The organism is Flavobacterium sp. PLA-DH12 (assembly GCF_059511845.1).
Genome location: NZ_JCAMPD010000011.1, coordinates 82,684 through 94,711, shown reverse-complemented (window position 1 = coordinate 94,711; position 12,028 = coordinate 82,684). Strand labels below are relative to the sequence as shown.

The 12,028-nt window shown below is 33.7% G+C and carries 12 protein-coding genes; 4 read left to right on the top strand and 8 right to left on the bottom strand.

Annotated features, from left to right (window positions below; all coding sequences use genetic code 11):
- Positions 1–126: 126 nt before the first annotated feature.
- The 3 genes from AC5ZCW_RS19315 to AC5ZCW_RS19305 all read right to left on the bottom strand — a co-directional run bounded on the left by AC5ZCW_RS19315 (position 127) and on the right by AC5ZCW_RS19305 (position 2,277).
- Positions 127–597 carry an Lrp/AsnC family transcriptional regulator gene (locus AC5ZCW_RS19315; RefSeq protein WP_095928286.1) on the bottom strand — a complete coding sequence of 157 codons (471 nt, stop codon included), beginning with the start codon at positions 595–597 and terminating at the stop codon, positions 127–129.
- Positions 598–844: 247 nt separating this feature from the next.
- Positions 845–1,594 (bottom strand): uroporphyrinogen-III synthase, encoded by a 750-nt coding sequence (locus tag AC5ZCW_RS19310; RefSeq protein WP_110347507.1) that lies wholly within the window; start codon positions 1,592–1,594, stop codon positions 845–847.
- Positions 1,595–1,608: 14 nt separating this feature from the next.
- Complete coding sequence (locus AC5ZCW_RS19305) at positions 1,609–2,277, bottom strand: DUF4271 domain-containing protein (protein ID WP_177211885.1); 669 nt, start codon at positions 2,275–2,277, stop codon at positions 1,609–1,611.
- Between the two features lie 107 nt (positions 2,278–2,384).
- On the opposite strand from AC5ZCW_RS19305, the gene AC5ZCW_RS19300 reads away from it, so the two are divergent.
- Genes AC5ZCW_RS19300 through AC5ZCW_RS19290 form a run of 3 tightly spaced genes read left to right on the top strand, consistent with a single transcriptional unit; the run spans position 2,385 to position 4,959 of the window.
- On the top strand, positions 2,385–3,110 hold the full coding sequence (locus tag AC5ZCW_RS19300) for a polyprenol monophosphomannose synthase (RefSeq protein WP_343545036.1): 726 nt from the start codon (positions 2,385–2,387) through the stop codon (positions 3,108–3,110).
- 10 nt (positions 3,111–3,120) lie between these two features.
- Positions 3,121–4,461, top strand: coding sequence for a dihydroorotase (locus AC5ZCW_RS19295; RefSeq protein WP_496121305.1), 1,341 nt, complete (start codon positions 3,121–3,123; stop codon positions 4,459–4,461).
- 9 nt (positions 4,462–4,470) lie between these two features.
- On the top strand, positions 4,471–4,959 hold the full coding sequence (locus tag AC5ZCW_RS19290; protein ID WP_496121303.1) for a DUF4296 domain-containing protein: 489 nt from the start codon (positions 4,471–4,473) through the stop codon (positions 4,957–4,959).
- Here the strand turns inward: AC5ZCW_RS19290 and AC5ZCW_RS19285 are convergent.
- The gene (locus AC5ZCW_RS19285) at positions 4,954–5,955 is read right to left on the bottom strand and encodes an NAD-dependent epimerase/dehydratase family protein (RefSeq protein ID WP_496121302.1); all 1,002 of its coding nucleotides are present in this window, start codon (positions 5,953–5,955) and stop codon (positions 4,954–4,956) included. The genes AC5ZCW_RS19290 and AC5ZCW_RS19285 overlap by 6 nt on opposite strands.
- A 267-nt stretch (positions 5,956–6,222) precedes the next feature.
- Complete coding sequence (locus tag AC5ZCW_RS19280; protein WP_496121301.1) at positions 6,223–7,458, bottom strand: outer membrane beta-barrel protein; 1,236 nt, start codon at positions 7,456–7,458, stop codon at positions 6,223–6,225.
- Positions 7,459–7,706: 248 nt separating this feature from the next.
- Between AC5ZCW_RS19280 and tyrS the strand changes: the two genes are divergently transcribed.
- On the top strand, positions 7,707–9,002 hold the full coding sequence (gene tyrS / locus AC5ZCW_RS19275; protein ID WP_091135455.1) for a tyrosine--tRNA ligase: 1,296 nt from the start codon (positions 7,707–7,709) through the stop codon (positions 9,000–9,002).
- Positions 9,003–9,190: 188 nt separating this feature from the next.
- On the opposite strand, the gene AC5ZCW_RS19270 is transcribed toward tyrS, so the two are convergent.
- The 3 genes from AC5ZCW_RS19270 to AC5ZCW_RS19260 form a co-directional block, all read right to left on the bottom strand.
- Positions 9,191–10,171, bottom strand: a complete 981-nt coding sequence (locus AC5ZCW_RS19270; RefSeq protein WP_496121385.1) for a LuxE/PaaK family acyltransferase — start codon at positions 10,169–10,171, stop codon at positions 9,191–9,193.
- 122 nt (positions 10,172–10,293) lie between these two features.
- Positions 10,294–10,632, bottom strand: a complete 339-nt coding sequence (locus AC5ZCW_RS19265; RefSeq protein ID WP_281634040.1) for a T9SS type A sorting domain-containing protein — start codon at positions 10,630–10,632, stop codon at positions 10,294–10,296.
- Between the two features lie 206 nt (positions 10,633–10,838).
- Positions 10,839–11,969, bottom strand: a complete 1,131-nt coding sequence (locus tag AC5ZCW_RS19260; RefSeq protein WP_343545042.1) for a beta-helix domain-containing protein — start codon at positions 11,967–11,969, stop codon at positions 10,839–10,841.
- Positions 11,970–12,028 lie beyond the last annotated feature (59 nt).

Here is a 12,028-nt window from a genome sequence, read left to right as displayed (position 1 = left end):
TTATAGCAAACCCGACAGGTTTTAAAAACCTGTCGGGTTTTGTTTTTTTAAGTTTGTCCGGCTTAGGGAAGTCGAAGCATTTAATTTTAGAATTATCTAATTTTCAAATTGACACATTATCTAATTCTAAAGCTGTATCTGTCTATCAATCTGCTGATCTAGCGAGATAAAAGTTTCAGTTCTTGAAACTCCTTCAATTGCTTGGATTTTGTTATTTAAAAGTTGCATTAAATGTTCGTTGTCACGACAGATAATTTTAATCAAAACAGACCAGTTTCCTGTTGTATAATGGCATTCTAAAACTTCTGGAATTTTGCGAAGTTCTTTTACCGCTTCGGAGTTTCTAGAGGCTTTGTCCAAATAAACTCCCACAAATGCCATTGTATTGTACCCTAAAACTTTTGGGTTTACAGTAAACTTAGAGCCGGAGATTACGCCAGATTGCTCTAGCTTTTTTAATCTTTGGTGAATTGCGGCTCCAGAAATTCCGATTTTATTAGCGATTTGCAAAATTGGTTTTCGGGCATCTTCCATTAGGTATCGAAGGATTTCCTTGTCGATTCCGTCGATTTCAATTAAGAGGGAGTTGATTTTCATAACTTACAATTTGAAACTATTTTTGTGATTTGGGTTTTGAATAGAAATCAAATGTAATTAAAATGCGTTAGAAAAGGAAATCCCAATTTTTGAAATCCCAAATCCCAAATCCCAAATTCAAATTGAAATATAAACCGTAGTTTCAACTACAGGAAAACGAGCGAAAAAATCCTAAAAACAAAAATTCCAAATTTCAAGCAGTTACTTGGAATTTGGAATTTTAAAAAATTGAATATTTTAAAAAGGATTATTTCCCTTTGTTTGCTTCTGCAACGTATTTCTCTAAAGCCATTGTCATAGAAGGTGTTTCAGGAGTTGGAGCAAGAATGTCAATTCTTAAACCATGATCAAGAGCCTCTTTCTGTGTTGTGCTTCCGAATACGGCAATTCTGGTGTTGTTTTGTTTAAAATCTGGGAAATTTTTAAACAATGATTTAATTCCTGTCGGACTGAAAAAAGCTAAGACATCATAATAAACATCTGCTAAGTCAGATAAATCACTCATTACAGTTCTGTAGAAAATTGCTTGTGCCCAATCTACTTTTAGACCGTTTAATGTAACAGGAGCATCTGCATTTAATTGGTCAGATGCAGGAAGTAAAAACTTCTCGTCTTTGTACTTCTTAATTAGCGGAGATAAATCTGCAAAATCTTTTGCTCCAACGTAAATCTTACGTTTTCTGTACACAACATACTTTTGAAGGTAAAACGCAACAGCCTCAGATTGACAAAAATACTTCAATCCTTCAGGAACTTTGTAACGCATTTCATCAGCCACTCTAAAAAAATGATCTACAGCATTTCTACTTGTTAAAATGATCGCAGTGTAATGATTAAGATCGATTTTTTGTAATCGAATCTCTTTTGCGCTAACCCCTTCTACATGAATAAATGGTCTGAAATCAATTTTTATTTTGTGTTTTTGTTGGAGCTCAAAGTAAGGAGAATTCTCCACTTTAGGTTCAGGCTGTGACACCAAAATTGTTTTCACTTTCATATTATAAATATTTTCTAAGCACTCCCTTTTGTTACCCAATAATAGAGAAAATAATAAGGGGCTATTTCAAGAGCGCAAAGATACAAAATAAAATAAAATAACTTGCCGATAATTACGTTTTGATACGTTTTAATTGAAATAAAGTAAGAGTATACGCTAATACACAGCGAAATGCCTATGATTGCTAGCGGTATAATTTGCGGAATATTGTTGTAATAGAACAAAACAGCATTGATTGGAAGGATTAAAACGCCAATGTAAGTTCTGTATGTTACTTTTTGTAAGTTAAAAAGCTCTACAAATTCGTCAATATTAAAGGAAGTGGCTACAATTTTTTCGATTAAGTACTTTCCTAGAATGAAATAAAGTAGGAAAGTTGCAATCTGAATAAATAAAACCCAGTCGGTTTTTGAAGCGTGGCCAAAAATATTTAGCGTAAGCAGGATAAAAAAGGCAAATGATACAATCTGCACAAAAAATAAACCAACCGTAAAGCTGTTTTTCATGTGGCTGTTGTCTCTATAAATTTTGGCGTATTTATCAGAAAAAATAAGTTTACTAAATTCACTAAATCTTGTTTCGTACGCCGATTTTGTCATGGCAACAACAGCAAAGGTCAGCACAAATAAAAGTGTTGCCCAGTCTTTGTTTTCAAGAATTCGAGGATGTAATTGTTCAATCATAGCCTTGCAAAATTAGTAATTTTTTGATGCAATACTTTTATTATATATTTATTATGAATCAAATGCTATAAAAAGTTTACTTTTGCGGTGAAATTACCGAGAAAAAAATGAATGATAGTATTGTCATAATTCCCACTTATAACGAAATTGAAAACATAGAAAGTATAGTTAGAGCTGTACTTTCGCAGCATAAATCTTTTCATTTGCTGATTATCGATGATAATTCTCCTGATCATACTGCAAAAAAAGTGATGGCATTACAGGAAGAATATCCAGGAAAACTTTTTTTAGAACAGAGAACAAAAAAATCAGGATTGGGAACTGCCTATGTTCATGGCTTTAAATGGGCTTTGGAGCGTGACTACCAATTTATTTTTGAAATGGATGCCGATTTTTCGCATAACCCAAATGATTTAGAAAAATTATACGACGCCTGCCATTTTGGTGGAGCAGATCTTGCAATTGGATCTCGTTATGTAAAAGGGGTAAATGTGGTTAACTGGCCGTTAAGCCGAGTTCTGATGTCTTATTTTGCTTCTGTTTATGTGAAATTTATCACTGGAATGAAAATTCACGACGCCACTGCAGGTTTTGTTTGTTACAAAAGAGAAGTTCTGGAGAAAATCAATTTAAATAAAATAAAGTTTGTCGGGTACGCGTTTCAAATTGAAATGAAGTACAGAACCTACTGTGCTAAATTTCAAATTACCGAAGTCCCAATTATTTTTACTGATAGAACAAAAGGAGTTTCTAAAATGAGTAATGCTATTATTAAAGAAGCTATTCTTGGTGTGATTTCACTTAGATTAAGAAAATTAGTAAATTCATTATAAACCAACCGAAATGAACAGGATTTTAATAAAAAATGCCAAAATTGTAAACGAAGGGACAATTTTTGAAGGTGATGTTTTAATTGAAAACGATTTGATTGTTGAAATTGCAGACAGCATTTCATTAAAAACTTCAGATTGTATCGTAATCGATGCTGAAGGAAATTATTTAATGCCGGGCGCAATAGACGATCAAGTGCATTTTAGAGAGCCGGGATTAACTCACAAAGGTGATATCGAATCGGAATCTCGTGCAGCTGTTGCGGGAGGAATTACTTCTTTTATCGAACAGCCGAATACAGTTCCGAATGCGGTTACTCAGGAAATTTTAGAAGATAAATATCAGATTGCATCAAAAAAATCATTTGCGAATTACTCGTTTATGATGGGTGCAACAAATGATAATTTGGAAGAAGTTTTAAAAACGAATCCAAAGAATGTTGCGGGAATTAAGATTTTCTTAGGTTCGTCTACAGGAAATATGTTGGTTGATAATGAAGCGGTTTTAGAAAAGATATTCTCAACCACTCCAATGCTAATTGCAGTTCACTGCGAAGACGAAACTACGATTAAAAATAATCTTGCGACTTTTAAAGAACAGTACGGAGACGATGTTCCTGTAACGGCACACAATTTAATTAGAAGTGCAGAAGCTTGTTATATTTCTTCGTCAAAAGCAGTAGCTTTAGCAAAAAGAACAGGTGCGAGATTGCATATTTTCCATCTTTCAACGGCGAAAGAAATGGAGTTGTTTACTAATAAAATTCCGTTAGAAGATAAAAAAATCACTGCTGAGGTTTGTGTACACCATCTTTGGTTTACGGATGAAGATTATAAAACAAAAGGGAATTTCATTAAATGGAATCCTGCGGTTAAAACAGCCGAAGATCGTGCAGAGCTTTGGAAAGCTTTAAATGACGGAAGAATTGACGTAATTGCAACAGATCATGCTCCACATACAAAAGAAGAAAAACAGCAGTCTTACTTAAACGCGCCTTCTGGAGGTCCGTTGGTACAACACGCTGTTGTGGCAATGTTTGAAGCTCATCATCAGGGAAAAATTAGTGTGGAGAAAATCGTGGAGAAAATGTGCCACAATCCAGCCAAGATTTTCAAAATAGAAAAAAGAGGTTTTATCAGAGAAGGGTATCATGCCGATTTAGTAATCGTTAATCCAAGTCTGCCTTGGAGCGTTAAACCAGAAAATATTTTATACAAATGCGGATGGTCTCCGTTTGAAGGCTATACTTTCAAATCTAGAATTACGCATACTTTTGTAAACGGTGAATTGGTTTACAATAATTTCAAAGTAAAAGATACCAGAGCGGGTAAAAGATTATTGTTTGACAGATAAAAAAAGACGATGAAGAATTTTATAGTAATACTATTGGTTTTGTTTCTTTCTATAAGCTGTAAAAAAGAGGTGGTAAAACAGCCTGCAAAGCTTATTGAGAAAGATAAGATGATCGATATTATGTATGATTTATCTCTTTTGGAAGCAATGAGATATCAGAAACCATTGTCTTTAGATTCGATAGAAAACAATCCGACGAAGTTTATTTTAAAAAAATATAAAGTTGACAGTCTTCAATTTGCGCAGAACAATATGTATTATGCTTCTGATTACGACAGTTATAAAGACATGTTTGATGTGGTAAATAAAAGAATTGCTGTAAATCAGAGAGCGGCAGATTCATTAGCTAAAATTGATGAAAAGAAAGCGGCTAAAGCAAATAAAAATAAGCCCAAAGAAACGAAAGAAGTTTCGAAGGATTCAGTTCAAAAAAGAATTCCGAAAGTTAACATCGATTCAATTAAGCTGGCAAAAAGAAAGCAAAGAAGAGGTTTATAATTTAGAGCTTTCTAAAATATATTTATGAATATCAGTAAAAACCGTTCCTAGAGCGGTTTTTATTTTTTCATTACTATACAGATTTTTTGAATACGAAGCTTTTGCTGTTGCTTTTGTAATGCTTCTTTTTCTGAAAAATAAAGTCGTAAATATTCCGTCAGCCATCCATAATAGATTCATTAAAAAAGGTGTAGCGTGAATATGAGGCCTTTTTACTTTTAAAGCATCAGCAACGGTGTTTAAAAGATCTTTGAAAACAATATTGTCTGTGATGAGTGTAAAGCGTTCATTTTTTATATCGCTTCTCATTAGTTCATAACTAATTTTTACCACATCATCAACAGTGATAAAGCCTGTGCTTCCTAGCGTGTAGAATGAAAGTCCTTTAGAAACTTTGCGATAAATCTCGCTGCTGCCTTCATCAAAAATATCCATCATTTTTAGCGGACCCAAAATTACTCCTGGATTTACAATAATAACATTTAATCCTTCTTGATGCCCACGCCAAACTTCCATTTCGGCACCATATTTAGAAATGGCATAATCGCTATGCGGTTTTTCAGGATTCCAGTCTGTTTCTTCGGTAATATGTGTTTCGTGAGGTGCGATATCTCCTAAAGCAGCAATCGAACTGATATAGCAAAACTTTTCTGTTTCTTTGGCAATCGCAAAATTGACGATGTTTGCAGTTCCTTCAATATTGGTTTTTCTCAGAATTTCTTCGTCTTTTGGATCAAATGAAATAAATGCTGCGCAGTGATATACTTGTTTAATGTCGATAAAAGCAGTTTCAAGCGAAGGTATGTCTAGAATGTCGGCTTCAAGCCAATTGATCTTTTCAAACAGATCTGTTTTTTTATAAAAATCAAAAACCGACTTTGTTTTCTGGATACTCTTTTCGGTTCTGTAAATTGCCCGAACATTTTCTTCATTTTCCATTAAATGAAGCAATAAATGTGAGCCTACTAAACCTGTTCCGCCAGTTACTAATATCATGTTGTAAAGATAAGTTTTTGTTGTAAAGGTGCAAAGTTGCAGAGGGACAAAGTTGTAAAGGTTTTTTTCTTTTTGATAGAAAGGCGCTGAGACGCAAAGTTTTTGCTTTTTTTTGTGAAGGCTTAACGTAAACTTTATAGAAATAAAAAACTTTGCCGCTTAGTGGTAGTTTTTTTTGTCATCGCCATTGATTGTATTTGTGTAAATTATTTAAAACACTAAAGCAACGGACAAATGTTTATCATTGCTTTAGTGTCTTTTTGTGTATTAGAAGATAGTATATGCAAATACCAAATCAATGGCTTTATACTCAACAGAAATGGTGTTGTAATCCGTTAATAGCTGTTTTTTGGTGTTTGTTCTAATCTCAGCACTGAATTTGTTTTTAAAGTTGTAACCTACTCCAAAAGCGAAATTAGATCCCGATTTACTTTCAAGTTCTGCATTTTTATCAAAAGATAAACTTGCTTTGCCGTTGATATCAAAAGAGTAAGCGGCATTTATGAAAATCTTTGAATTTTTATTGATAAGAAAATAATAACGCAATCCGATCGGAACTTGGATGCTGGAGTATTTAATCTCTATGTTACGAGTTACAGAAGGTGATCCCGCAAAAAGACCTGGTCTGCTGTATTGCTTAGTGGTTTCGTATTTTTGATAAGCCGGGTTTAAAAAGATGCTCCATTTGTTATTGTTAAAAGGAAGAAGATATTCTGCTTCCAAGCCTATTTTTAAATTAGTATTGCTATCTAAATTTACATCTATTGACGGACTGTCTCCATCATTCATAGATCCTGAGATAAAACTAAGCTCAGGTGTTATTTTTAAATGAAAATGACCTTTACTAGATTTAGATATTACACCGCTTTTTGTTTTGTTGTCGGTATTATTGTATTTTAGAAAGTATCTGGTAAGATCAGACTTTTTATATTTTAGATTCGTAATCTCACTGTCCGCTGTATTGGCTGATCTTACATTGTTGTTTAATTGCTGTTTGTAGTAATCATTTTCTCTTAATTCTCCGGTTGATTTATCTCCTTTTGTCAAAGTGTATTTTAAATACGTAAGTTGTTCTAATGGAATGCTCTTTGTTTCGTAAAAATATCGGATAAGATTTCCGTCAGTATACGAGTACAGTGTTGCTTCTCCCTGAACTAATAATCTTAGAAAGAGAGTATTTTCTTCCCATACAGGTTGTCCGGTTTCTGATAGTTTGTCTAAATTGTCACTGGAACGATCCATTTTTACTTTGGCTCTTTTGAAAGTTACAGTATTGTCGATACCAAATTCCTGAACATTAGCAATGGTTTCTGTTTTGGAATCATTGTCGCCAATCAGGGACTTATATTTGAAATCGGTTGGATTGTTTTTCCAATCTAAGTTTCGGATGAAGCATTCTGTTCGTATTCCATTGTTGGAAATAAAGTACCCTTTTTCAAAAGAAACCTGTGCATTGCTCAAGGTGCAATAAAGAAAAAGAATAAGTAAAAAAGTTTTTTTCATTTTGGTAGTTTTTGGTGGGCGAATCTAAAGAAAAAATAGAATAGATTTTTACGTGTTTCCGTAAATAGATTTTTTTATCCTTTGGACTTTTGTATTTAGAAAAGAGAGTTTTCGAATTAATCTCAGTATCATGTTCTTAGCTTAAAGGATTAAATTTTGTATTGAAATGGTTTTTTATTGTTGATAATGAAATTGCTTTTTGTGATTGCCATTGACATTGATTACATTTGCGCAAATTATTTAAAAAAATGAAGAATCTAGTTGAAGAATTAAAATGGCGCGGGTTATACCATGATAGTATGCCTGGAACGGAAGAACAATTGCTAAAAGAAGCAACCACTGCCTATATCGGTTTTGATCCAACAGCAGATTCACTGCACATCGGAAGTATGGTTCAAATTATTTTATTGGTTCATCTAAAGAATTTTGGTCACAGACCAATCGCTTTAGTAGGTGGAGCAACAGGAATGATTGGAGATCCTTCTGGTAAATCTGATGAAAGAAACTTACTTGATGAAGAAGCTCTAGCTAAAAATGTAGCTGGAATCAAAAGTGTTTTGTCTCGTTTCTTAGATTTTAATTCAACCGAAGCAAATGCACCAGTAATGGTGAATAACTACGATTGGATGAAAGAATTCTCTTTTATCGATTTTGCACGTGAAGTTGGAAAAAGAATCACCGTAAATTATATGATGGCTAAAGATTCTGTAAAAAAGAGATTTAGCGGTGAAGGTGAGGGAATGTCTTTTACAGAATTTACATATCAGTTAATTCAAGGTTACGATTTCTATCATTTATATAAAAACAACAACTGTATTCTGCAAATGGGTGGTTCTGACCAATGGGGTAATATTACCACAGGAACAGAATTAGTGCGCAGAATGGGAGGTGAGAATGCTAAAGCTTACGCCTTAACAACTCCTTTGATTACAAAAGCAGATGGATCTAAATTCGGAAAATCTGAAGGTGGGAACGTTTGGTTGGATGCTGATAAAACTTCTGTTTACAAATTCTACCAATTTTGGGTAAATACAACAGATGTTGATGCAGAGAAATACATTAAAATCTTTACTTTCTTAGATAAAGATACGATTGACGCATTAATCGAAGAGCATAAAACGGCTCCACATTTAAGAGTTTTACAAAAGAAACTGGCAGAAGAAATTACTGTTTTTGTTCACAATAGAGAAGAGTTAGAGAAAGCGATTCAGGCTTCAAATATTTTATTCGGAAATTCTACTGCAGAAGATTTGAAAAAACTGGATGAAGCTACTTTTTTAGAAGTTTTTGATGGAGTTCCACAAGCTGAAATCGCAAAAGCTGATTTGGAAAACGGATTGGATATTATTACTGTTTTAAACGAAAAAACAGGTTTCTTTAAATCTAACGGAGAGGCGAGACGTGCTTTAACAGCAAACTCAATTTCTGTAAATAGAGAAAAAATAAAAGAAGATTTTGTTTTAACAGCAAATGATTTAATCAACAATCAATTCGTTTTATTGCAAAGCGGAAAGAAAAATTATTTTGTAATAAGAGTTGTTTAACTGTTTAGTCGGTTAATTGTTTAATCGATTCAGCAAAATCTTTTGCATTAAATATAGAATCCCAATGTTCGAAAAGAATATTGGGATTTTTTTTAATCATTCCGTAGGAATGTTTCGTCGCTAGAAACGTTTGATTAATCCAGAAAATCATCGATTAAACGATTAACCAAATCAACGATTAAACTTTTTTATAAAACCATCAAATTACACCCGCGAATATCAGAATTATCAAAACGTCCCAATACCTCGAAAGAGTTGTTCGAATATTTTTTGCCTAAATCCTGCGTAGCAATAAAAGAACATGAATTGATATTGGCTAAATCAATTACATTAATTCCGCCAGTTTTCCCATCATTTACGTAAGTGAGAGCATCTTCAGGATCGCGAACTAGAATATGCATCCAAGACGGGCATTCGAAAATTCCATCACCTAAAGAATAGGCTTGCGCTAAAAGTTCGGTCATTCCGTATTCTGAATGAATGGAAGAAACACCGAAACCTTTACATAAAATGTCGTGTAATTCTTCACGAATCATTTCTTTTCTTTTTCCTTTCATTCCTCCAGTTTCCATAATAATGGTATTTTGAAGATTGAACTGATGTTTTTCGATTAAATCTAATAAGGCGTAAGTAACCCCAATTAAGATTACATTTTGGCCTGCTTCGTCCAATTCAAGAAGTTTTTTGATTAAGTCGTCGTGATTGTGTAGATAAAACCCACTTTCAGGCTGATTAGAGAGTTTTATTAAATCTTCGACCATGTAAATTAACGAAGAGCCTTCGCGTTCCAAATAAGACGGCAAAAGGGCTAAAACAACGTAATCTTCTATGTTGCCATAAAACTGAGAAAATCCTTTGCGATAGCTTTCTTCATATAAGGAAACATCGGTCACTAAATGCCTGCTGGTAATCATTCCGGTTGTACCGCTGCTGGTAAAAGTTACTTGTACAGGATCTGTATTAGAAACGACATCATGACTTTTGAAAAATTGAATGGGTAAAAAAGGAATCTGTTGTAGTGATTTTACCTGTTGCGGATTAACATTCAAAAAATCACAGAATTCACGATACACTTTATTGTTTTCATGCTGAAAACGAAACACTTTTAATGCTATTTTTTCAAATTGTTTCTGACTTGAAATGGTAAAGATATCGTTGGCTGTAATCAAAACTTTTTTTTGCAAAGATATTATATTTAGTGTTCAGTCGCAGTATTCAGTCACAGTTTTCAGCAAAGTGCATAAACTGAAAACTGTGACTGAAAACAAAAAAAGCTCCTACGGAGCTTTTTTTATCGTATAATGAGTTTTCGTGTTGCCGATGCGTTCTGTTCGCTTATTTTGATGATGTAAACACCTGGTGGCAATTCTGTAACACTTAGTTCTCTTGAGACTAAATGTGCCTGTAATACTTTTTTGCCTAAGATATCAAACACAATAATTTCTTTCTCTAAATCGTTTTTAGATGAGATATAGACTTTTCCATTTGTTACTGGATTAGGATACAAGCTTAGACCCTCGATAGAAGTAGATTCTTGAGTTTTTGGTAGTTGCTTGCTGTCTTGCGCCGAGACGCTTACAGTAAAGAAAAATGCCAATAAGAAAGTAATATAAAAGTAGTTTTTTGCCATCGCATGTATTTGATTACTGTAAATATACAAAAAAAATTACAAAAATGACGCCAAAAAAAAACATGCTAAATTTTTAGGATGTTTTTAACATTATGTATTCGAAGTGATTAGGAAACAATATGGTTTTGTAGGTGCTATACAAACTAAAATGAAAAAGCTGTCTGAAATATTCAGACAGCTTTTTATTATTTAGAATCTAACTTTTATTATTTAGTCCAGTTAGCCCAAGTTGGTAATTCAGCACCATTACCAGCTCCTAGGTTTCCTGTGCTTGTTCCAGCCAATTTAGGACCTGTAAGATCAGTTACAGAAGCTCCAAAAGTGTAGTTTGTGATAGTAAAGTTACCAGCAGCAAGATTTGCAGTTACACCAGCATCAGCAGATAATTTAGTTAAAGCAGCAGGCATTCCGTCAGCAACATATACGTTTGTGTAAGTTTGTTTTCCACCACCTTCTTTGTAGTTGATTGCTTTTTCGTCAGCTAAGAATGTAGCACCACCTTTAACGATAGAGATGTTTGTAACTTTAGCGTTAGTCATTGGAGAAGCTCCACTTGGATCTTTAGCGTTAGTAGATCCTTCAACACCTGCTTTAGAAACACCTTTAATGTATACGTTTGTAGCAGTACCTTGCCATCCGTCAGCGAAATCTAATGAATCATCATAAGAGTTAATGATTGTCAAGTTAGAAGCGTTTACAGCTCCACCAAAGAACTCAATTCCGTCATCACCACTTTCGAAAGCATAGATATCAGATACTACTGTTCCAGAACCTACTCCGAAGAAAGAAATTCCATTGTATTCTTTTTCAGCAGTATATTTAGAACCTGTGTAAGAAATTTTCAAGAAGTTAATGTTTCCAGAAGAATCTGCATTGTCATTACCTCCGTAGCTTAAACCACCTACTTCAGAAGTACCATTGTCTCCAGTGTTTACTTTACCGTTACCAGCGATGATTAATCCACCCCAGTCACTTTGAGCAGGAGATGCTTTTCCAGAAGTCATAACAACTGGTTTAGCAGCAGTACCGTTGATGTTAATTTTAGCGTTTCTTTCTACAGCGATATATAAAGAAGTTGCTTCTGCAGTAGGAGAACTTTTAATTACTGTTCCAGCAGGAATTACTAAAGTAGCTCCACCTTTAACTACTAAACCTCCAGTTAATGTATAAGTTTGAGTAGGATCTAAAGTTACAGTACCGTCTTTAATTTCTCCTTTTAAATCGTCAACCTTTAAAACAAAAGAACTGTTGTTTGTGTCTTTGTTGTTATCATCAGAACTACAGCTTGTTAAAGCAAGTCCTAATATTGCAGCCATTGCAAATAAACTTTTTTTCATTTTTGTTGTGTTTTATTGTTTTATTTATTCAAGGCAAAGTAAACGAACATATGTTTTTG